Annotated in this window: 17 protein-coding genes; 8 read left to right on the forward strand and 9 right to left on the reverse strand. The window is 67.8% G+C overall.

What is annotated here, in order from left to right; genetic code table 11:
• Nucleotides 1-118: 118 nt before the first annotated feature.
• The 8 genes from ACWEKR_RS27345 to ACWEKR_RS27380 all read left to right on the forward strand — a co-directional run bounded on the left by ACWEKR_RS27345 (nucleotide 119) and on the right by ACWEKR_RS27380 (nucleotide 12,512).
• The gene (locus ACWEKR_RS27345; protein ID WP_159841000.1) at nucleotides 119-655 is read left to right on the forward strand and encodes an NUDIX hydrolase; all 537 of its coding nucleotides are present in this window, start codon (nucleotides 119-121) and stop codon (nucleotides 653-655) included.
• Nucleotides 652-3,240: a DUF6049 family protein gene (locus tag ACWEKR_RS27350; RefSeq protein WP_452356894.1), complete on the forward strand. Its 2,589-nt coding sequence runs from the start codon at nucleotides 652-654 to the stop codon at nucleotides 3,238-3,240. Before ACWEKR_RS27345 ends, ACWEKR_RS27350 begins: the two co-directional genes overlap by 4 nt.
• Before the next feature lie 777 nt (nucleotides 3,241-4,017).
• The gene (locus ACWEKR_RS27355) at nucleotides 4,018-7,884 is read left to right on the forward strand and encodes a lipid II flippase MurJ (RefSeq protein ID WP_452356895.1); all 3,867 of its coding nucleotides are present in this window, start codon (nucleotides 4,018-4,020) and stop codon (nucleotides 7,882-7,884) included.
• Between the two features lie 293 nt (nucleotides 7,885-8,177).
• Nucleotides 8,178-8,759, forward strand: a complete 582-nt coding sequence (sigM, locus tag ACWEKR_RS27360; protein ID WP_195091434.1) for an RNA polymerase sigma factor SigM — start codon at nucleotides 8,178-8,180, stop codon at nucleotides 8,757-8,759.
• A gap of 102 nt (nucleotides 8,760-8,861) precedes the next feature.
• Nucleotides 8,862-9,644 carry a hypothetical protein gene (locus ACWEKR_RS27365; RefSeq protein WP_452356896.1) on the forward strand — a complete coding sequence of 261 codons (783 nt, stop codon included), beginning with the start codon at nucleotides 8,862-8,864 and terminating at the stop codon, nucleotides 9,642-9,644.
• A 108-nt stretch (nucleotides 9,645-9,752) separates the two neighbouring features.
• Nucleotides 9,753-10,769 (forward strand): thioredoxin-disulfide reductase, encoded by a 1,017-nt coding sequence (trxB, locus tag ACWEKR_RS27370; protein WP_452356897.1) that lies wholly within the window; start codon nucleotides 9,753-9,755, stop codon nucleotides 10,767-10,769.
• Nucleotides 10,770-10,826: 57 nt separating this feature from the next.
• A complete protein-coding gene (gene trxA / locus ACWEKR_RS27375; protein ID WP_159840992.1) occupies nucleotides 10,827-11,159 on the forward strand; it encodes a thioredoxin in 333 nt (110 codons plus the stop codon).
• 159 nt (nucleotides 11,160-11,318) lie between these two features.
• On the forward strand, nucleotides 11,319-12,512 hold the full coding sequence (locus ACWEKR_RS27380; RefSeq protein ID WP_063016999.1) for an N-acetylmuramoyl-L-alanine amidase: 1,194 nt from the start codon (nucleotides 11,319-11,321) through the stop codon (nucleotides 12,510-12,512).
• Between the two features lie 69 nt (nucleotides 12,513-12,581).
• Here the strand turns inward: ACWEKR_RS27380 and ACWEKR_RS27385 are convergent, their stop codons facing one another.
• The 9 genes from ACWEKR_RS27385 to rpmH form a co-directional block, all read right to left on the reverse strand.
• Nucleotides 12,582-13,301 carry a GNAT family N-acetyltransferase gene (locus ACWEKR_RS27385; RefSeq protein WP_159841146.1) on the reverse strand — a complete coding sequence of 240 codons (720 nt, stop codon included), beginning with the start codon at nucleotides 13,299-13,301 and terminating at the stop codon, nucleotides 12,582-12,584.
• A 252-nt stretch (nucleotides 13,302-13,553) separates the two neighbouring features.
• Nucleotides 13,554-14,567 carry a ParB/RepB/Spo0J family partition protein gene (locus ACWEKR_RS27390; RefSeq protein WP_452356898.1) on the reverse strand — a complete coding sequence of 338 codons (1,014 nt, stop codon included), beginning with the start codon at nucleotides 14,565-14,567 and terminating at the stop codon, nucleotides 13,554-13,556.
• Nucleotides 14,568-14,637: 70 nt separating this feature from the next.
• Nucleotides 14,638-15,594: a ParA family protein gene (locus tag ACWEKR_RS27395; protein WP_228830599.1), complete on the reverse strand. Its 957-nt coding sequence runs from the start codon at nucleotides 15,592-15,594 to the stop codon at nucleotides 14,638-14,640.
• Between the two features lie 1,419 nt (nucleotides 15,595-17,013).
• Nucleotides 17,014-17,805 (reverse strand): 16S rRNA (guanine(527)-N(7))-methyltransferase RsmG, encoded by a 792-nt coding sequence (gene rsmG / locus ACWEKR_RS27400; RefSeq protein WP_452356899.1) that lies wholly within the window; start codon nucleotides 17,803-17,805, stop codon nucleotides 17,014-17,016.
• Nucleotides 17,806-17,947: 142 nt separating this feature from the next.
• Nucleotides 17,948-18,499: a Jag family protein gene (locus tag ACWEKR_RS27405; RefSeq protein ID WP_228830596.1), complete on the reverse strand. Its 552-nt coding sequence runs from the start codon at nucleotides 18,497-18,499 to the stop codon at nucleotides 17,948-17,950.
• A 117-nt stretch (nucleotides 18,500-18,616) separates the two neighbouring features.
• Nucleotides 18,617-19,699 (reverse strand): membrane protein insertase YidC, encoded by a 1,083-nt coding sequence (yidC, locus tag ACWEKR_RS27410; RefSeq protein WP_281876505.1) that lies wholly within the window; start codon nucleotides 19,697-19,699, stop codon nucleotides 18,617-18,619.
• A gap of 4 nt (nucleotides 19,700-19,703) precedes the next feature.
• A complete protein-coding gene (yidD, locus tag ACWEKR_RS27415; protein ID WP_195091373.1) occupies nucleotides 19,704-20,102 on the reverse strand; it encodes a membrane protein insertion efficiency factor YidD in 399 nt (132 codons plus the stop codon).
• Entirely contained in the window at nucleotides 20,099-20,530 is a 432-nt protein-coding gene (rnpA, locus tag ACWEKR_RS27420) for a ribonuclease P protein component (protein WP_452356900.1), read from the reverse strand. Before rnpA ends, yidD begins: the two co-directional genes overlap by 4 nt.
• Before the next feature lie 21 nt (nucleotides 20,531-20,551).
• A complete protein-coding gene (rpmH, locus tag ACWEKR_RS27425) occupies nucleotides 20,552-20,695 on the reverse strand; it encodes a 50S ribosomal protein L34 (protein WP_006550910.1) in 144 nt (47 codons plus the stop codon).
• Nucleotides 20,696-21,097: the final 402 nt, after the last annotated feature.

Here is a 21,097-nt window from a genome sequence, read left to right on the forward strand (position 1 = left end):
AGCGGCCGCCGCGTCCGCGACGCAGTCGCCAGCGGCGGTCGCTCGGACGCGAGCCATGAGGGGGCCGCGAACACCCAGCGCCGCAGGCGCTGGAAAACAAACACAGTAGGATTGCCAGGTGTCTCCGGCCGATCGTGCGAACAGTCGACGCCGCCAGCCTCGGCGCCGCGGTTCGGCCACCAATGCCGCGAAGCCGCGGATGCGCACGGTGCGAGAGACCTCGGCGGGTGGGCTGGTCGTCGACGGCTTGGACGGCCCCCCGGAATCGCGGAGCGCGGCGCTCATCGGGCGCACCGATCGCCGCGGGCGGTTACTGTGGTCGCTGCCCAAAGGACATATCGAAGAAGGTGAGACCGCCGAGCAGACCGCGATCCGCGAGGTCGCCGAGGAGACCGGCATCAACGGTGTCGTGGTCGCCGAACTCGGCAGCATCGATTACTGGTTCGTGACCGATGGTCGGCGGGTACACAAAACGGTGCATCATTATCTGCTGCGGTCGGTCGGTGGCGAACTGTCCGACGCCGACGTGGAAGTGACCCAGGTCGCCTGGGTTCCGTTGAGTGAACTGGATTCTCGGCTGGCCTACGCCGACGAGCGGCGGCTGGCGGAGATGGCGAACAAGCTGATCGACCGGATGGAGACCGGCAAGCGATGACGCGTGGACTGTTCCGGATCTTCGTGGCGGTCCTGACCATCCTCGGCCCGGTGACGACGCTGCCACTGCTCGATTCCGCGTCGGCCGTAGCCCAACCCGCAGGATCCGGCACTTCGACGAATCCCAAATTTCTGAAACTGTCGCTCGATTCGGTGACGCCGACCACAGTGACCACCAGCAGCGACTCCCAGCTCACGGTGGCGGGGACGGTCACCAATATCGGCGATCGTGTGGTGGACGACGTCAGCATCCGCGTCCAGCGGGCGGCGGCGATCACCGCGCCGGCCGGGTTGCGCACCACGTTGCGCCTCGATGAGGTCAATTACGACGTGAACGGCGAGTTCGAGGACATCGCGCAGCGGCTCACCCCGGGGCAGCGCAAACAGTTCACGCTGAGCATCCCGTTACGCTCGGAGAGCGGCGCCACGTCCTTGCGCATCACGGAACCGGGCGTCTACCCGCTGCTGCTGAACGTGAACGGCGAACCGGCTTACGGCACGCAGGCCCGGCTCGACGACGCCAGGTTCCTGCTCCCGGTGCTCGGTGTGCCACCCGCCCCTGGCGACGAGGCTCCGCCGGTGTCCGCGCCCACCGACGCGCCCGTGGCGACGACGTTGCTGTGGCCGCTGGCCGACCGGCCGAGGCAGGTCGGTGGTCGTCCGGGCAGCGTGGACGGCAAGGTGGAACTCACCGACGACGAGTTGGCCGCTTCGCTCGGCAAGGGCGGCCGTCTCGATCAACTGCTCGCCGCGCTGGAGGGGACGATGAACCCCGGCGCGGGCCGCGGCAACGCCGATCTGGCCTCGGCCGTATGCCTGGCCGTCGACCCCGACCTGCTGCTCACCGTTCGCGCGATGACCAAGGGTTATCGGGTGCTGGCCAGCCCGTCCGATCCCGACGGCGCGACCAGGGCGGGCGCCGGCGCCGAACAGGCGCAGACCTGGCTGGACCGGTTGCGCGCGCTGGCCGGCTCGATGTGCACCGTCGCGCTGCCGTTCGCGCAGGTGGACCTCACCGCGCTGGCCGCGGTCAACGATCCGGCGCTGTCGGCGCGCGCCGTCAACGAACCGGCCGAGATCGTCGACTCGATCCTCGCCACCCGGTCGGTGCGCGGGGTCAGCCTGCCGGATTCCGGCAGTATCGACCACGGCGCGGGCGTCCTGTTGCGCAGTCACGGTTTCGGCACCGCTGTGCTCGCCTCGACGGCGGCGGTTCCCCAGGGCAGCGTGGATTGGGCCCAATCGAGTAGTGACAGCGGCCAGGCCACGACCGGCGCGAACGAGGTCGCCTCCACCACGGAACCGGCGATCCCGGAGGTGGTGCGGCTGCCCGAGATCACCGCGAGTCAGCCGACCGCACCGGCACCCGCACCACAGGTCACGGGTAATCCGGCGCCGCCCGTCGCGGGTTCGCCCACACCCGCCGCCGACCCCGCCCTGCACGCGGTGACGTTCGACATCTGGTCGGCCACCGCGCTCGCCGCGGTGGGCTCGAACCCGCCCACCCCGCCGTTCACCCCGTCCCGGGTGCGTTACGACGTCACCAACGACTCGCGCGCGGCACGCTTGCAGGACGCTCTCGGGGCGATCTCCTGGAGCGCACTGCATCCGGGGGCGAACCGGTCGCGGTCGCTGTTGCTGGTCCCCCCGCAGCAGTGGGGTGCGAACCGGGATGAAGCGACCGCACTGCTGCGCCAAGTCGACCAGCTGCTGCGTGGCAACCTGGCCACCGCGCGTCCGTTCCACGATCTGGTGGCGCTGCCGCCGGACCCGCAGCCCTACGAGCTGGACTATCTGCCGCAGGCGGCGCAGGACGCGGTGCCGGACCGGTTCCTGCCGCCCGTGCGCGAACAAAGCCGTCGGATCACCGAGATGATGCGCGCCCTGGTGGACGTGCCCGAGGCCGAACCGACGCCCCACGATTTCCTGACACCGCTGCGCGACGACCTGCTGCGCGTGCTCAGCCTCTCCGATCGGCGCGCGGGCGATGCCGCGCCGCCGGATACGTTCGCCCAGCGGCGGCTGGACCAGAACACGCGGACGATGGACAAGCTCTATCGCTCGGTCACGGTGCTTCCACCGGGCGGTGTGTACACCCTCGCGTCCGAACAGAGCCCCCTGCTGCTGGTCGCCCGCAACGATCTGCCGGTCGCGATCCGGGTCAGATTCCGGATCGAGGCGCCGACCGCGACGCAGATCACCGATCCCGGCGAGCAGCAGCTCCCGGCGAACGGGTCGCGGTCCTTCCAGATTCCGACGGAGGTCAGCGACAGCCGGAATCTGGTCATTCCGATCTCGCTCACCACGCCGGAGGGCGTCGCGCTCGGCAATCCGACCCAGGTCTCGGTGCGTTCGAATGCCTACGGCAAAGCGTTGGCGATAATTACGGGATGCGCCGCACTCCTGCTGCTCCTGTTGGCCGGTCGCCGTTTGTGGCGCCGGTTCCGCGGGCAGCCCGACCCGGCCGACGAGGGCTTCGATCCGGGAACCAGGCGGCGGGTCAACCGGTACCGGCGTGCGCGCCTGCGCGTCCTGCGCGCCCAGGAACGAGAGCGCGAGCAGGAGCAGCTGCAGGAGACGCGGTGACGGATCCCGCTTCGACGGGGCCCCGCGAACAGCTACTACCTGCGCCGATGTGGGGTACCGGGCTGTCGTGTGGCACGGTGGAGGACAATCACAGAGTTCCCGAGCCGGTCCGGTCCGGAGGGGGACCACTGACAGAATGTTCGCCGACCACGGCGGACCGTTGCGGCGAGTCGCGGCTCACCGCACCGATGGGGTGCGGACATCCCGGCTGGTACAGGAGGCATGATGAGCGACGATGACATATCGGCTCATCGCCCTCGACCAAACGACCGCCTCGACGGGCCACCGGTTCGTCGAGCGCCGGTCGCTCCTTGGGAACGCGGCCCTGCTCCCTCCGAAGCCGAGCCGCCCGGCGTGAACGGCGGCCCCTATCCCGAGGGCCAGCCGCCGCGGGTGCCGCAGGTCAGTCGTCCGCCGGCCACGCCGCAGCGGCCCGACCAGCGTATGGCTCCGCCGCCTCCCCCCGCGCGGCCCATGCCGCCTGCACCACCGCGGCCCGGGCCGAACCCACGGCCGTATCCCGCTCCGCCGCCTCCGGCCGGTCCGGGACAACCGCGACCGGTTCCGCCGGTGCCCGCTCGTCCGGGCCACGCGCCCGCCGGTCCGCCGCCAGGCTCCGCCCGGCAGGCGCCGCCACCTATCGCACCGCGCGGTCCGCAGTCCGGCGCGATACCTGCCGCCCCGCGTCCACCCCGGTCCGGCGCGATACCTGCCGTGCCGCGTCCTCCGCAGTCGGGCCCGATCCCCGCCGCGCCGCGTCCACCCCGGTCCGGGCCGATGCCGGCCGTCGCGCCGGAATCCGAACGGGTGCCACCGCCGCGCTACGCTCCGCCACAGCCGCAGCAGTTCCCGCCGCCGCGTCAACGGCCGGCCGCCCCGGTCCGGCACGAACCCGCGGCACCGGAACGCCCACGGACGAGGGAGTGGCCTGCCGCCACCGGCGCCGCGGAGCCGCCGAAGACGGACGATTCGAAGCAGAACGCGAGTTCCCGGTTGCTCAGCGACTCGGGATCGATCGCGTTCGCGACGCTGATCAGCCGGATCACCGGCTTCGGCAAACAACTGCTGCTGCTGACCGTCCTCGGCCCGGCCATCGCCAGCGCGTTCACCGTCGCCAGCCAGATTCCCAACATGATCGCGGAACTGGTGCTCGGTGCGGTGCTCACCGCCATCGTGGTACCCACGCTGGTGCGCGCGGAGCAGGAGGATCCGGATCGCGGAGCGGCGTTCGTCCGCCGCCTGGTGACCGCCGCTTTCGTGGTCCTGGCGACGGCCGCCCTGCTGGCGACCGCCGCGGCGCCGGTGCTCACCACGCACGTTTTCCTCTCCGACGACGGCAAGGTCAACACGGCGCTCACCACGGCGCTGGCTTTCCTGCTGTTGCCCGCGATCCTCTTCTACGGCATGTCGGCGCTGCTCACGGCGATCCTCAACACCCGGCAGATGTTCAAGCCCGGCGCGTGGGCGCCGGTGCTGAACAACCTGGTCGTGCTCACCGTGCTCGGCTTGTACGTGCTGATGCCCGGGGAGATCACGCTGGACCCGGTCCGCATGAGCGACCCGAAGCTGCTGGTGCTCGGCGTCGGCGTCACGGTGGGTGTGGTGGTGCAGGCGGTCAGCCTGCTTCCTGCGATCCGGAGGTCGGGCATCGACCTGCGCCCGCTGTGGGGCGTCGACGATCGCCTCAAGCAGTTCGGCGGCATGGGCGCGGCGATCATCCTGTACGTGCTGATCAGCCAGGCGGGTTTCGTCTTCGCCACGCGGATCTCCTCGCATGCGGACGCGGCGGGGCCTGCCATCTACAACAACGCCTGGCTGCTGCTGCAGTTGCCCTACGGCGTGCTCGGGGTCACGGTGCTCACCGCGATCATGCCGCGGCTGAGCCGCAACGCCGCCGCCGACGACACGCCGGCGGTGGTCGACGACCTCTCCGCCGCCACCCGGTTGACCATGATCGCGCTGGTCCCCGTGGTCACCTTCCTCACGCTGGCCGGTCCGCAGGTCGGGCAGGCGCTCTACGGCTACGGCAATTTCGGTTCGGACGCCGAACGGCTCGGGCTCGCGGTCAGTTGGTCGGCGTTCGCGCTGATCCCGTACTCGCTGGTGTTGATCCACCTGCGCGTGTTCTACGCCAGGGAGCAGGCGTGGATTCCGACCTGGATCATCCTCGGCATCACCGCAGCCAAGATCGTCTTCTCCGCGCTGGCTCCGGTCATCACCGATGCCGAGCATGTGGTGATCGCGCTCGGCGTCGCGAACGGCCTCGGCTTCGCGGTCGGCGCCGTGGTGGGCGGTTTCCTGCTGCACCGCAGTCTCGGGGATCTCCGGATGGCCAATGTCGGCCGCACAGTGACTCGTGTCGTGCTTGCGTCACTCGCGGGCGGCGCGGTGATGTGGATCGTGGACCGGGTACTCGGTCTGGATCGGCTGACCGCGTCCTTCGGCGGCCCGGGTTCGCTGATCCGGGTGGCGATCACCGCGATCGTCATGTTCGCGGTTGCCTTCGGCCTGATGCGACTCGCCGGTATCCCGGAGATCGTCGCCATCACCGTGGCCATCTCGCGGCGCCTGGGCTGGACGCCGCCCGCGCCGGATCTCGATCTGGAGAGCCCGGCCGAGGATCCGTACGTGACGCAGGTCCTGCGCAGGCCCGATCCCTACCTGGCATACCCGCGGTTCGATCCGTACATGGATGCCCAGACCATGGTGCTGCCGGTAATCAGACCCGATGCCGTTGACCGCACCGGCGTGGGGGAGTTCCCGTACCCTGTTCGGCAGAGAAGCACAAGTGGCGAATTCGCCGGAACCTCGACATACCAGGGCGAAGGAGGACCGAGGGTGAGCGACGACGCGGTGGGCGGCGTCCCGGCCGCCGATTCTTCTGCGACCACGCCCGGCGGATTGTCCACCGATGTACCGCCGACCGCGGGGGAGCAGTCGGATCCCGCGTACGCGAACAAGCAGCCGGGGACGGCCGCACCGGGTCAGGACGCGCCGAGATCGCAGGAGAATCAGCTGCCGCCGCGAGACCCGATGTACGACACCGGGATGATCCCCATCGGCTCGCCGGAGATGCCGCCGATGGGCGGGGAGAATCTGGGCGCCCGGCGTATCCCGCGCGGCCCCAAGCTCATCCCTGGCGCTTCGGTGGCGGGCGGCCGGTACCGTCTGCTGGCCAGCCACGGCGGCGCCCGCGGCTTGAAGTTCTGGCAGGCGCTGGACATCAAACTGGATCGCGAGGTCGCGCTGACCTTCGTCGACGCCGACCAGAAGGCGACGGAGAACTCCGGGCAGGACGGCCCGCAGGCGATCCTGTCCCGGACGCTGCGCCTCGGCCGGATCAACTCGCCCGGCCTGGCCCGCGTCTTGGACGTGGTGCGCGGCAGCTCCGGCGGCATCGTGGTGGCCGAGTGGACGCCGGGCCGTTCGCTGCGCGAGATGGCCGAGACGGTGCCATCGCCGATCGGCGCGGCCCGCGCCATCCGCGCCCTCGCCTCGGCGGCCGAGCTGGCGCACCGCGGCGGTGGATCGCTGTCCATCGACCATCCCGACCGGGTGCGCATCAGCGCCTCGGGCGATGCGGTGCTCGCGTTCCCCGGCACACTGTCGGACTCGGATGCGCAATCCGATGTGCGTGGTCTGGGTGCGATGCTCTACGCGCTCATCACCGCCCGCTGGCCGATCCGCTCGGGCGGTGTCACCGGCACCGCCGCGACGGTCGGCGGACTTCGGCTGGCGGACTTCGGCCCGGACGGCACTCCGGTGGAGCCGCGCCAGATCCGCCCCGAGGTGCCATTCGAGATCTCCGCGGTCGCCGTGCGCTCGCTGGAGTCGAACAAGGGCGTGCGGACGGCGGCGACGGTCCAGCACGTGCTGGAGCAGGCGTCCGTCGTCGATCAGAAGACCGATTTCATCCCCGTGCTGCGCCTCGGCCAGCGCGCGCCCGCGAATATGGACGACTCGCTCGCCGATCCGGAGCTGCTCGCGGCCGAACGCGAACGCTCACAGCGGATGATGTGGATCATGGTCGGCCTCGGCATTCTCGCCGCGCTGGTGGTCGGCATCGTGATCTGGTGGATGGTCAGCGTGTTCGCGCCGACCGCTTCGGAGGCGCCGCTCAACGAGCAGCGCAATATCGGCCTGACGACGAACAACCAGCCGGCGCCGACGCCCGCCGCCGCGGGCCCGAACCTGACCTCGACCGGTGCGCCGGTCCCGGTGACCGGTGTTTCGGTGTTCTCGCCGGAAGGCACGGCCGACGGCGTCGCCAACGTCCAGGCGGTGCTGGACAACGATCCGGGCACCCAGTGGCGCACCGATCAGTACTTCCAGCAGTTCCCGGCGCTCAAGAAGGGCGTCGGGCTGCTGGCGACGCTGCCTGCCCCGGCCAAGCTCACGAACGTCTCGATCAACTCGCCCAGCGCGGGCACGTCGGTGGAGATCCGCACCTCGCCGACCGGGTCGCCGACGCTGGATCAGACCCAGCTGATCGGTTCCGCCCGGCTGGACGACGGCGTCACCGACATCCCGGTACGCGCCGACCAAGCCGCCCGCTACGTGCTCGTCTGGATCACCGGACTGGGTAACTCCGGAGGACAGTTCCAGACCGCCATTTCCGACATCCGTTTCGACGTCGCGCCGTAGCCGGCATTCCCGCCGCGCCCTCCGTTCGCGCGGAGCGTTCGTAGCGCACGTCGCGCGTCGCATTCCTCCGTACCCGGCCCGAGATTCGGTTGCTGCCAAAACGTTACGGACGATATGATCTTCGGGCGCTCTCGGCAGGGGAGCTTCCCAGGTTCCGGCGTTTTCGTTCCTGGATGCTGCGAAGTCTCGGTAATGGTCGATCGGGCCCGTTGCCGCCGTGAGGGCCGTCCAAGGGGTTGGCATTGTCGTCCGAAGTGAACGAGGAGCTCGGCAGGGGGGCGTCGCGACAGGTGATGTGTCACGAGCGTTCCCTGGTACTCGGTGAAGCCACCGATGTGGAGTTGTTGCGGGCGCATGTGCGTGGTCAGCGTCACGCGTTCGCCGAGTTGCTGCGCAGGCACAACGATCATCTGTGGCAGACCGCGTTGCGGACGTCCTACACGCGCGAGGACGCGGCCGATTCGCTGCAGGACGCGCTTTTGTCGGCGCATCGCACGGCTGCCTCGTTCCGTGCGGAGGCGGAAGTGCGCAGCTGGCTGCATGCGATCGTGGTGAACGCTTGCCTGGATCGGATCCGCCGCAACAAGACCAGACGCGCGGTATCGCTGGCGCCGGAGTCGCTGCCCGAGCCCAAGGACGACCGCGACGAGATGGCCCAGGTGGAGATGTCCATGGACATCGATCGCGCGCTGTTCTCCTTGCCACCGGATCAGCGGACCGCGCTCGTCGCGGTCGACGTGGAGGGGTATAGCGTGGCCGAGGCGGCCGCATTGCTCGGTGTGCCCGAGGGAACGATCAAGAGCCGGTGCGCTCGCGCGCGGCAGCGGTTGAAAGAGCGATTGGATTATCTGCGTGATCCGGGGAACCGGAGGTAGTTGGGATGCGTCATTAATAGTGACGAACCCCTGAACGATTCAGAGGCAGGCCCCGTCGGCGAGGGGATCCCCGCGATGTCAGATGCGAACAACGGAGGTGCGATGGCTACCCAGTCCGTGCCGCAGCCCCCGTTCACTTCCGAATTGCTGGCTGACTTGCATGCCGACAACGTGACGCCGGAGCAGCGTGCGCAATTGTGGCCTGCGGTCTCGCGTGATCAAGAGGCCATGCGGTTCCTGCGCGGTTTGGACGACGTCACCGCCGAGCTGCGTGCCCTCGCCCGGGATGAGCGCATCGTTCACCCGATGCCGGACGACGTGGCGGCTCGGCTCGCTCTGTTCGTCGGCGAACTCGAACCCTCGCAGGACGCGCCCGACGCTGCGGTTCATGAGCTTCCGCGCGCATGGGCAGGCGAATCCGTCGGCGAAGCCGAGGTTTCGCAGTCCCCACCGGTGGCTCTGGACGAGCGACGCCATGGCAGATTGCGCTGGTTCGCCGCGGCGGCCGCGGCGATCGTCACTGTGGCGGGTGCGGGGGTGTGGGTCTCGACGTTGCGCGGCGGTGACGCTCCCGCGCCCAGCGCGCGACCGACCACGGGTAACGACGAATGGGGCGATGATCTCACCGCCACCATGGCCCTCAGCGCGCTCGGCCGGCACACCGTCACCGGCTCCCTGTCCGGCCCGGGAGCACTGGAGCGCTGTGTGCGGGCGAACGGTCTCGACCGCACGGTCCTCGGATCGACAGACATCCGATTCCAGGGCGGGAACGCGGTGCTCATCCTGCTCAACGGCCCGCAGCCGCCCAAGATCACCGCCCTGGTGGTCGGAACCGGGTGCGGTGCGGGTGATCCCCAGCGCAAGGCGCTGCAGGACATCGGCTGACCATGCGATCTGGACCACCCGGGCGGCGTGAGCCCGTCGACGCGGGAACAACAGCCATTACCCTGTTGTTGACCGACACGTCCGATCGAATCTTCCCGGAAGGGCCCCATGAGCGAGCGTAGCGAGCAAGCAAGCGACCCCGGCACGCCAGTTCGCGATCTGATCATCATCGGCTCCGGACCTGCCGGCTACACGGCCGCCATCTACGCCGGCCGCGCCGAGCTCCAGCCGCTGCAGTTCGAGGGGACCCAGTTCGGCGGTGCGTTGATGACCACCACCGAGGTCGAGAACTTTCCCGGCTTCCGCGGCGGCATCATGGGCCCGGATCTCATGGAGGAGATGCGCGAGCAGGCGAAACGTTTCGGCGCGGACATCCGCACCGAGGACGTGGAGGCCGTCGACTTGACCGGCCCGATCAAGAAGGTCGTCGTCGGCGGCGAGACGTTCCAGGCCTACGCCGTCATCCTCGCCATGGGCTCGGCCGCGCGCTACCTGAACGTCCCGGGCGAACAGCGGTTGCTCGGCCGCGGCGTCAGCGCCTGCGCCACCTGTGACGGCTTCTTCTTCAAGGGCCAGGACATCGTGGTGGTCGGCGGCGGGGACTCCGCGATGGAAGAGGCGACCTTCCTGACCAAGTTCGCCTCCAGCGTGACCATCGTGCACCGTCGCGAGGAGTTCCGCGCCTCCCGCATCATGCTCGAGCGTGCGAAGGCGAACGAGAAGATCAAGTTCGTGCTCAATGCCGAAGTGGTCGAGGTGCACGGTGAGAACAGCGTCACCCACCTGACCGTGCGGGACACCCGGACCGGCGACACCTTTGAGCTGCCCGCCACCGGCCTGTTCGTCGCGATCGGCCACGACCCGCGCAGCGAACTCGTCCGAGGCCAGGTCGCCTTGGACGACGAGGGATACGTGCTGGTCCAGGAGCCGACGACCGCCACCGACATCCCCGGCGTCTTCGCCGCGGGCGATCTGGTCGACCACACTTACCGCCAGGCGATCACCGCCGCGGGCACGGGCTGCCGGGCGGCCATCGATGCCGAACGCTGGTTGGCCGAGCAGGGCGACATCACCTCGAACACTCTCGCCCACGCGGGCGAGTCGGTGGCAGTCCCCGCTACCTGAGTTCGCACCGGACCAGCCACACACCTTTCGTTTCGCTGTATCGCTAGGAGAACACCCATGTCCAAGTCCGCCAACACGGTTGTCGTCACCGACGCGACCTTCGCCGACGACGTGCTGCTGAGTGAGAAGCCCGTCCTCGTCGATTTCTGGGCCGACTGGTGCGGGCCGTGCAAGATGGTCGCGCCCGTGCTGGAGGAGATCGCCGGTGCGCATGCGGACAAGCTGACCATCGCGAAGCTGGACGTGGATGCCAACCCGAGCACCGCCCGCGATTATCAGATCCTCTCGCTGCCCACTATGATGCTGTTCCGCGGCGGTAAGCCGGTCAAACAGATCGTCGGGGCGAAGGGCAAGGCGGCTCTTCTGCGCGAACTCGAAGACGTCATCTGACGACGCGATCCGACGACGCGCCGTAGGATGCCCTGGACCCGGGGTTGTCGAAACCTGGTCCGGGTCTGAGACAATCGACCGACGCTCCTGTCGTGCGAAGGTGTATCCCATCGCATGAGTGGGTACCCGCGGGTTGACGGAAGGAAAGGGCTCTCACGCATGCACCGACTTCGTCACGGCGATTCCGGTCCAGCCGTAGCAGAGGTTCGGAGCACCCTGGCAAGCCTCGGGTTCCTACACGCGCACGTCGGTACCGATCAGGCGGACGCGCGCGAATACTGGAAGGACACGGAGGTGTCCTTCGACCACCACCTCGACTCCGCGGTTCGCGCGTTCCAGCAGCATCGCGGTCTGCTGGTCGACGGGGTGGTCGGCCCGGCGACCTACCGGGCACTCAAGGAAGCGTCCTACCGGCTCGGCGCGCGCACGCTGATCTATCAGCTGTCCGCGCCGCTCTACGGCGACGACGTGGCCACGCTCCAGCGCAGGCTGCAGGATCTCGGCTTCTACGTGCACCGGGTCGACGGCTACTTCGGTCCGCACACCCATGACGCGCTGACCGCCTTCCAGCGGGAGATCGGGCTGTCGGCCGACGGGATCTGTGGTCCCGACACGCTGCGCTCGCTGGACCTGCTCGGTGCCAGGGTGACCGGAGGCAATCCGCACCGGATCGCCGAGGAAGAAGTGGTGCACCGGGCGGGGCCGCAGCTGACGGGCAAGCGAATCGTCATCGATCCGGGCCTCGGCGGGCCGGACAAGGGATGCGCCGTACCCACCGAGTACGGCGACGTCTACGAGTCGGAGATCCTGTGGGACTTGGCCAGCCGTCTCGAAGGACGGATGGCGGCCACGGGTATGGAGACCTTCTTGTCGCGGCCGTGGGGCGCCAACCCCACCGACGCCGAGCGTGCGGACACGTCCAACGCCTTCGACGCGGATCTGATGATCTCCCTGCGCTGTGCCGCCAACCCGAGCCCACTGGCCAACGGCGTGGCCGGGTTCTACTTCGGCAACTCGCACGGCTCGGTGTCCATGATCGGCCAGGTGCTGGCCGGCTTCATCCAGCGTGAGGTCGTCGCCCGAACCTCGCTGCAGGACTGCCGTACCCATGCGCGCACCTGGGATCTGTTGCGCCTCACCAAGATGCCGACGGTCCAGGTGGACATCGGTTATCTGACCAACGAATACGATGCCTCGGTTCTCACCAACCCGCGCATGCGCGACGTGATCGCCGAGGCCATTCTGATCTCGGTGAAGCGGCTGTATCTGCTGGGCCAGGACGACCAGCCGACCGGTACGTACACTTTCGCGGAACTGCTGGCTGAGGAGCTGGCCGCCGCAGACCGGATGTAGCTTCGCCTTCCATCCTTCGAAGCGCCCCCTGACCTTTCGAATCGGCCAGGGGGCGTTTCGTTGTCTGCCTCAGCGCGCCCCGATGCGAGTCGGCGCGGTCATCGACGCCGCGGCGAGCAGCTGATCCAACGCTCGTTCGACGTCTTCCTTCCAGCCGTGGTCGGAGTCGAGTTCCAACCGCAACCGTGGGAACCGGTGATGCGGGGCCACCACCTCGAAGCCGACATCTTCCAGGAAGTCGGCATCGATCATGCAGCTCTCCGGTGAGCACTCGGTAGTGGCGCTCGCACTCTTGATCGGGGCCACGATCCGCTCGAGCAGCGTCATCGAGCCGGACCGCTCCGACAGTGCCTGCGTCGCCGGGTGGCTGCGGATGCCGAATGCCTCCAGAGCTCGCACGCCACGGCGCACCAGGTCCGCCACCACAGCCTGGATGAGGTGGTGGGCGACATCGGCATCCCGGTAGGGAAATTCGGCCCGCAGCGTGGTCAGCAGGACCGCGTCCGGGCTCACCGGGGAGGTGGGGAAGAGGCCGGCCCTGGGCACCGCGCTGGGCGGTGCGTAGAAGGCGCAGCCGGCGACGTTGCCGTCGACGTTCGCCACCTGCCCGCACGAACCCCACTCCAGCATGACCGTGGACAGCCAGGCTTCCTTCTCGAACACCGGATCGCTGAAGTTGCGCGAGTCCTCGGCCACCGCGGGGTCCATCTCCCAGAAGACACAGCGCCGCGCATGCGCGGGAAGCTTCTCCAGTCCGCCGAGGGTTAGTGCTGTGACGCTGGTCGACACCGCTCTGCTCAGCCTCCAGCTGTCCGATTCATCCACGCTCACGTCGCATCAACGTTTGCTCGCCAGCAAGAATAAGCGATCAAGGGGAACCCGCCTCATTCCATGTCGCTGTGCTGTTGGTCAGAAGAACTTGTGTTGCTTCGCCGGGAGCGATGTGCGCTCCACGGCCCGCGTGAATCCCTGCCGTCACAGTGACGTTTCGGCCCGGAACCCGCACCTATGTAAACCACAAGTTGAATTTCGTCACTTCTGTCACACGGTAGGTGCGTTCTGCTCCATCAGGGCGACGATCCGCTCGAGGTCTTCCACCGACCCGAACTCGACGACGATCTTGCCTTTGCGCTTGCCCATGCTCACCAGGACCCGAGTGTCGAAGGAGCCGGACAACCGATCGGCCACGGCTTGGAGGCCGGGCATCTCGATCGGCTTGCGACGGACGACAGGAGAGGGCGCGGCCGCGTCCTGCTCTCGGTTCGCCAGCGTGACGGCTTCCTCGGTAGCCCGGACCGAGAGTCCCTCGGCAACGATTCGGGCGGCGAGCACCTCTTGAGCGTCCGCACCCGCTTCGAGACCGAGCAGTGCTCGCGCGTGTCCGGCGGACAGTACGCCCGCCGCGACCCGGCGCTGCACCGGGATAGGCAACTTCAGTAGACGGATCATATTCGTCACAACCGGGCGAGAGCGGCCGATTCGGGCAGCCAATTCCTCGTGGGTGACGTCGAATTCCTCCAGCAGCTGCTGGTAGGCCGCCGCCTCTTCGAGCGGATTCAGCTGCACCCGGTGGATGTTCTCCAACAGGGCGTCACGCAGCATCGACTCGTCCGCGGTCTCCCGCACGATCGCGGGAATGGCGGCCAGCCCCGCCTCTTGGCACGCCCGCCAGCGCCGCTCGCCCATGACCAGCTGATAGCGATCCACGCCCGGCTCGGTCCGGCGCACCACGATCGGCTGCATCAGACCGAACTCACGGATCGAGTGCACCAGCTCGGCCAGCGCGTCCTCTTCGAACACCGTCCGCGGCTGCTTCGGGTTCGGTTCGATCTGGTCCGGCGGGATCTCGCGGTAGACAGCGCCACCGGCCTCGAGTTCGGCGTTGTCGGCGGGATCAGGTACCCGATGCAGGTAGGTAGCGGGCGGCTGCGGCCCCACCGGATCCAGACCGATGACACTCGCAGCCGCGCTGCTGAGGCCCGGTGCTGTCGTCGGTGTCGTCGGGATCAGCGCGGCGAGACCGCGCCCGAGCCCACCCTTCTTCGCCTGACTCATCGGTCTACCGACCCCTTCCTCGTTCCGCTACCAAACCGGACTGTGCCGAGCGTCGACACCACTGGCCGAATCACTCCGCCGACTTCGTCGCGGCGACGCGCGGAGCCACCGCGCGGGCCGCCATCTCGCGTCCGGCATCCAGGTAGCTCATCGCGCCCCGGGAGCCTGGATCATAATCGAGCACCGTCATGCCGTAACCGGGTGCCTCCGACACCTTCACACTGCGCGGGATCACCGACCGCAGCACCACATCGCCGAAGTGTCCGCGGACCTCTTCGGCGACCTGGTCGGCCAATTTGGTGCGTCCGTCGTACATCGTGAGGATCACGGTGGAGACGTGGAGTTCGGGATTCAAGTGCGCCTGCACCAAGCCGATATTGCGCAGCAACTGGCCGACGCCTTCCAGCGCGTAGTACTCGCACTGGATCGGGATCAGGACCTCCTTCGCCGCGACGAGCGCGTTGACCGTCAGCAGCCCCAAGGAAGGCGGGCAGTCGATCATCACATAATCGATGTCGTATCCGGCGATATTCGCTTCTTGGATTGCGGCTTTCAGCCTGCCCTCCCTGGCCACCATCGACACGAGTTCGATTTCGGCACCCGCCAGGTCGATAGTCGCGGGAATACACAGGAGACGCTCGCTGTGCGGGCTCGTCTGGATGGCGTCCCTGACCGAAACCTCGCCGATGAGCAACTCGTAACTGGAGGGGACACCCGAATGATGCTCGATGCCCAAGGCGGTGCTCGCGTTGCCCTGAGGGTCGAGATCGATCACGAGAACCGTCATCCCTTGGTGCGCCAGGGCGGCCGCCAGATTCACCGCGGTGGTCGTCTTCCCGACCCCGCCTTTCTGATTGGCGATAGTGATGATCCGTTGCTCGTGCGGTTTCGGCACAGTCACCTTTCCTGGATGGAGGATTTGACTTGCACGTTGCGCTTCGGCGGCTATCGGGGTCTCGCTAGGGGAGATGTGCCCGAACGGTGTACTTCCGAATGCCTCCGCGTCGAAATTGCTGGAGTCCAGCATCCCCGGCACGCGCGACGTTGTTTCCCGTGAAACATTCGCCGGACCGCTCGACATAGACAGCTCCTAACCCGAGAAACTTCAGAACACGTACGCGCGACGGGACAGATCGGCGCCGTGTCTGCAACAGCCTTTGTCGGATCGAACACGATGCACAACCGGGTTCGCGGCGCCCGATCGACCGAGCGGAGCTCCTCGTCGTTGTGACAACCAGATCCCTCCGTGGCACCTACGCTCACGCCCGACGCCCACTAGCTTGCCAGCACTGAGCGGTTTAAGAAAGCTGAATCGCGGCGAGGCGCAGAGCGACACGCTGAAACCGCACGAATTCAGCGCCCCGCGCCCGCTGTTTCACATGAAACATTGCCGTGGACCGCGCGTCCCACAGTGGGGTGGTAGCTGGTGCCAGGTTCCGACGCAACTATCCGCCGCTATTGGAAGCCCACTCTCGCAGTGGCGGTTTGACCGTGCTCGGCCCGGGAGTCCTCTCGACCCGTTCGGCGATGTACTCCCTATTGCTTCGAGTTGGCTCACGCCAGACCCCAAGGGGGAGGAGAGGCGTCGCGCGGACTGTACGCTGCGGTGACCGAGCGGCGGTGCGCGTCAACGGATCTGTCCGTCAGCAGCTGCCGCGTCGCCGCCGCCCCGCGGCAGATCACGTCTGTTGTCTGTGGCTGCGCGTTGGCGCTTCGCTGTCGAGCGGGTCTGTCTTCCAGCGGACCCGGCACTGCTCGTTGCCGTAGACACGCATCGTTGGGCGCTTTCCGTCATCCGGCGCGCTCTTCGTCAGGTGAGATGGTGAAGCGGGATCGGCTCGTCCGGCGCCAACCTTTCGGTGTCGAATTCGCGGTGCACCACTTCGACTGTGCGCCACGAGCGCGAACGGATAGCGGACCCGGGCGGTGCGCCATAGCCACCGGTGAACGAGAAAGCCCAGGAGGAGGCGAGCGAAGTCTTACGTGGCGGCGGTGTCGTGCCTAGTTCGGTTCACGCCGAGTACACGCTTTCTACGAGCGCTAGGCCGTTCCAGGAACCCGCATACGGCGCATGATTCACGTGAAACATGCGGCGACGCCACCTAGACGCTGTTCTGGGCGTACGAAGCCGAAGGGTCAGTGAATCGAAGCCCGGATTCACGTGAAACATGCGACCGTCAGCGACGCGCAAGGGACGGGTACTGCAACCTCATACCTCGGCGACATGGCACGCGCTCGCGGGGGTTGGGCAGCTTCGATAGGCCGCGCCACACCTCTCGGACGTGCGCGCCACAGATCAGGCCCGAAGCGGTGACACGCACACCTTGCGGGTACGCCCCACTATCCCGCGCGCACCGCGTGACCACGATCAGATCACCCATTCCGTCAGGGTGACGAAACGGCCGGTGGTCCCAGTTCGAACCGGAAGCCTTCGCGATCGAAGCTGCTACTCGGCCTTGCGTGCGGCACGCTTGCGCGCCCGCTCTGTCGCCGCCTTGCGAACCGTCTTGCCTTCGCGTTCGACCGCACGTTCCGCGCGCCGCCGTGACGTACGTTCGGCGCGAGGAAGCCGCTCCGCGCTGATCACCACGGTGGGTGTGTCCACGAGACCGACGCCGCATTCCAACACGATGGCATTGCCGGCTCCGGCTTTCGCCAGCGCCTCGCCGTCGCGTTCGAGTTCCTCTGCCGCGCTGGCGCCCTTGAGGGCGAGCATGTGTCCGTGGTCGCGGAGCAGGGGGAGAGACCACTGAGCGAGTTTCCCCAGTGGAGCCACCGCGCGGGACGTGACAACGTCCGCGCCACCCGCCTCCTTCATCACGCCGGACTGTTCGGCGCGCCCACGTACGACGGTCACGTCCAGTCCGGCCATTTCGATGAACTCGCTCAGGAAGAGGGTTCGGCGCAGCAGGGGCTCGACCAAGGTGATCCGGAGATCCGGTCGAGCGATCGCGAGGGGGATGCCGGGCAGGCCCGCGCCGCTGCCGATGTCGACCACGGAGGCGCCCTCGGCGATCAACTCCCCGAGCACCGCGCAGTTGAGCAGGTGGCGATCCCACAGGCGGGGCACCTCGCGTGGGCCGATCAACCCGCGCTCCACTCCCGCGGTGGCGAGCGCTGTGCAATATCGACGCGCGAGATCGAGTCGGTCGCCGAAGACGGTGGCCGCCGACGCGGGTGGTTCCAACTCCGCGGGTACCGCGGTGGTGCCACCGAGATCTCGTTCCACGTGAAACATCCTTCCGAACTCGGGTCGATCTACGAGCGAGCAATCGGGCTCCGGACACGAACAAGGCCCCCGGTCCGAAGACCAGAGGCCCTATCCAACCACTACCCGTCCGGGCCGCGAAACATGCCGCCGGCTTCGGAGATGCCGCGGCTCAGCCGGGAACGACCACCACGTGCCGGTTCGGCTCGACGCCCTCGCTCTCGCTGCTGACCCCATCGACAGCCGCCACCGCGTCGTGCACGATCTTGCGCTCGAACGGAGTCATGGGAGCAAGCGATTCCGGCTCGCCGGAGTCCAGCACCCGCTGCGCCGCGGCCGCGCCGAGCTCACTCAGCTCGGACCGCCGCTTGGCCCGCCAGCCCGCCACGTCCAGCATCAGCCGACTGCGCACTCCGGTCGCCTGCTGGACAGCGAGACGAGTCAGTTCCTGCAACGCGTCGAGCACCTCGCCGTTGCGTCCCACGAGCTTGGTCAGATCGCGGCCACCGTCGATGCTCACCACGGCGCGGTCGCCTTCCACATCGAGATCGATGTCGCCGTCGAAGTCCAGCACGTCGAGCAACTGCTCGAGGTAGTCACCCGCGATCTCGCCTTCTTCGATCAGCGCTTCCTCGGCATCGTTCACGACATCGCCGGTGTCCGCTCCGGCGCTCGCCGTCGTCGTCGCCACGGTGGCGTCCCCTCCGTCGGTCTCAACAGTCATTTGATTTCCTTCATCTGCTCATCGCGCGCGCCGGGCAATCGCCGCCGGGCGGTATTCGCGATCAAGGGGTTGCTCAGCGATAAAGAGAGGTGGGCGGCTCGGCCCACCGATTGGGTATCAGCGCCTGCGCTTCTGATTCGCCCTGCCGCGGTTACCGGGCCGTTTCTGGCCGGCCGGGCGGCGTTGGCCCGCGGACTGCTTCGACGGCTTCGCGGTACCGTTCGACGACGCGACCGGAGTGTCCTCGTCCGTGGCGGTATCGGCAGCGGCGGTGGGCGCGGGCTTCTTCTTCACGTTGACCGGTTTGGCGCCGGGCTTCGGCGCGTTCTGCGCGCGCTGCTCCAGCTTCGCCTGCTTCTTGGCTTCCTCTTCTTTCGCCATGCGACCGAACACAAGGTGCTGCTGCCCGTAGGTCCAGATGTTGTTGGAGACCCAGTACAGCAGGATGGCGATCGGCAGGAAGGGGCCACCGACGAGCACGCCGAGCGGGAACACCCACAGCGCGAGTTTGTTCATCATCGCGGCCTGAGGATTGGCCGCCGCTTCCGGCGTCTGCCGCGCGACCGACGCGCGCGCGTTGAAGTGGGTCGCCAGACCGGCGATGACCATCAGGGGGATGGCGACGAGCGCGATGCTCAACTTGCTCGGCACACCGCCGTAATCGGCGAACGCCTGCAACTCGTTGACCGGCGTCGTGATGAACGCGGAGATCGGCGCCCCGAAGATGCGAGCACTGAGGAAGGACTGGACGTCGGCTGCATTGAAGACGTAGTTCGCGGTGTTCGCGTTCTGCTCGGGCGTCATGCCGAGCTGGCCGAAGCCGTGACCGGTCCGGTTGAACGACCGCAGCACATGGAACAGGCCCAGGAACACCGGCACCTGAGCGAGGATCGGCAGGCAACCCATCAGCGGGTTGAAGCCGTTCTCCTTCTGCAGCTTCTGCATCTCGAGCGCCATCTTCTGGCGGTCGTTCTTGTACTTCTTCTGCAGCTCTTTGATCTGCGGCTGCAGTTCCTGCATCTGCTTGGTGGTGCGCACCTGTTTGACGAACGGCTTGTAGAGCACCAGGCGCAGGGTGAACACCAGGAACACCACGGCCAGCGCCCAGGTGAGACCGTTGTCCGCGCCGAACGCGAACCCGAAGACCCGATGCCAGAACCAGAGGATCCAGGACACCGGGTAATAAATGAAGTCGAGCACGGCTCTATGCACTCCCGTCGTTCGTGTCGCCGATCACCGCGTGCGGCGATCCTTTACAAGCCTTCGGCTCCGACCGCGGTCCGGCGGGCAGGCTCGATTCCTGCGTCGCCGCCTCGGTCGCTGCCCCATCCGCCGGCTCGGTGCGGAGTCCGCTCCGCTTCCGCTCCGGGACGGGGTCCCACCCACCAGGGTGCCAGGGCGCACATTTGGCCAAGCGCACGACCGTCAGTACGAGCCCGATGAACAGGCCCCGGGTGCGCAATGCGGTGACCGCGTACTCGCTGCAGGTCGGGGTGAATCGGCACACCGGCATGCGGGTGGGGGAGACATAGGTCCGATACAGCTCGATCGAGAAGATCAGCACATTCGCGGGCAGTCTGGCGATCGTCGCCCAGAGACTCATACGGTGCCGCCCGTCGACACGCCCGGTACGGCGCCGATGCCGAGCTTGCGCAGCGCGGTGCGCAGCTGGCGCAGCAAGTCCTCCGACGACGCCGTAGCGGCGCCCGGGAGCGCACGAATCACGACATCGGTCCCGGGCGGCAATTCGTCGACCACCTGGGCGCACATATGACGCAGGCGGCGGGCGACGCGATGTCGAATCACCGCGTTGCCCACCGCCTTGCTGACGATCAACCCGAAGCGCGGTCCGCCTACACGGGCCAGCGCATCGTCCGGGATCTGATCTGGTCGTCCATTCGCGCCCACGCTTCCGTCATACCCGTGTGCGAGCGCATGCACGACCAGATCACGCCTCCCGATTCGCTGGCCGCGGCGCACCGTCCGGGAGAAGTCGGCACGATGATGCAACCGATACGGCTCAGGCAACACCCGAGCGTCCGAGAGCGAGGGTCAGGCAGTGAGGGAAGCGCGGCCCTTACGGCGACGCGCCGAGACGATGGCGCGGCCCGCACGGGTGCGCATCCGGAGGCGGAAGCCGTGAACCCGCGCCCGACGACGGTTGTTCGGCTGGAACGTCCGCTTGCCCTTGGCCACGGTCAACACTCCTCGAGTAGGCGGGCACCAGGTAGTGCCCGAAGCTTGTCGGTGATACGTATATTGCGCGAATGAATCGCAGGTCTGGTCATCATCGGCGCGCGTCGGTCCTGGCGCACAGTCGGTCGATCACGACCTAAACGCGGTCAGCACAAGACCGCCACCGCACCAAGGGGTGACTGTACGAGGGTACTGATCGTCCAGGAACGGGTCAAACTCGCCCCCTATGTGCGCACGGGCGCGGCGACCAGGCACAATCGGCTCCCTGGAGTCAGGCCTTCTGGCAATGACCGTGAGTTCGTCCACACCCCTAGTCGGCACCCGTCGCGGGCCGCTAAGGTACGTAGCCAGTCGATTGCTGTAGAACCGCAGGTCGCAGCCTCGCCCTCCCCGCGCGTGCGC

The organism is Nocardia sp. NPDC004573, from assembly GCF_053602135.1.

Excerpts from the sequence above, each read along its gene's own strand:
- ACWEKR_RS27350 (WP_452356894.1), top strand. The coding sequence starts at position 652 with ATGACGCGTGGACTGTTCCGGATCTTCGTGGCGGTCCTGACCATCCTC.
- ACWEKR_RS27355 (WP_452356895.1), top strand. The coding sequence starts at position 4,018 with ATGCCGGCCGTCGCGCCGGAATCCGAACGGGTGCCACCGCCGCGCTAC.
- sigM (WP_195091434.1), top strand. The coding sequence starts at position 8,178 with ATGTGTCACGAGCGTTCCCTGGTACTCGGTGAAGCCACCGATGTGGAG.
- ACWEKR_RS27365 (WP_452356896.1), top strand. The coding sequence starts at position 8,862 with ATGGCTACCCAGTCCGTGCCGCAGCCCCCGTTCACTTCCGAATTGCTG.
- trxB (WP_452356897.1), top strand. The coding sequence starts at position 9,753 with ATGAGCGAGCGTAGCGAGCAAGCAAGCGACCCCGGCACGCCAGTTCGC.
- trxA (WP_159840992.1), top strand. The coding sequence starts at position 10,827 with ATGTCCAAGTCCGCCAACACGGTTGTCGTCACCGACGCGACCTTCGCC.
- ACWEKR_RS27380 (WP_063016999.1), top strand. The coding sequence starts at position 11,319 with ATGCACCGACTTCGTCACGGCGATTCCGGTCCAGCCGTAGCAGAGGTT.
- ACWEKR_RS27390 (WP_452356898.1), bottom strand. The coding sequence starts at position 14,567 with ATGAGTCAGGCGAAGAAGGGTGGGCTCGGGCGCGGTCTCGCCGCGCTG.
- ACWEKR_RS27395 (WP_228830599.1), bottom strand. The coding sequence starts at position 15,594 with ATGCTGGACTCCAGCAATTTCGACGCGGAGGCATTCGGAAGTACACCG.
- rsmG (WP_452356899.1), bottom strand. The coding sequence starts at position 17,805 with ATGTTTCACGTGGAACGAGATCTCGGTGGCACCACCGCGGTACCCGCG.
- ACWEKR_RS27405 (WP_228830596.1), bottom strand. The coding sequence starts at position 18,499 with ATGACTGTTGAGACCGACGGAGGGGACGCCACCGTGGCGACGACGACG.
- yidD (WP_195091373.1), bottom strand. The coding sequence starts at position 20,102 with ATGAGTCTCTGGGCGACGATCGCCAGACTGCCCGCGAATGTGCTGATC.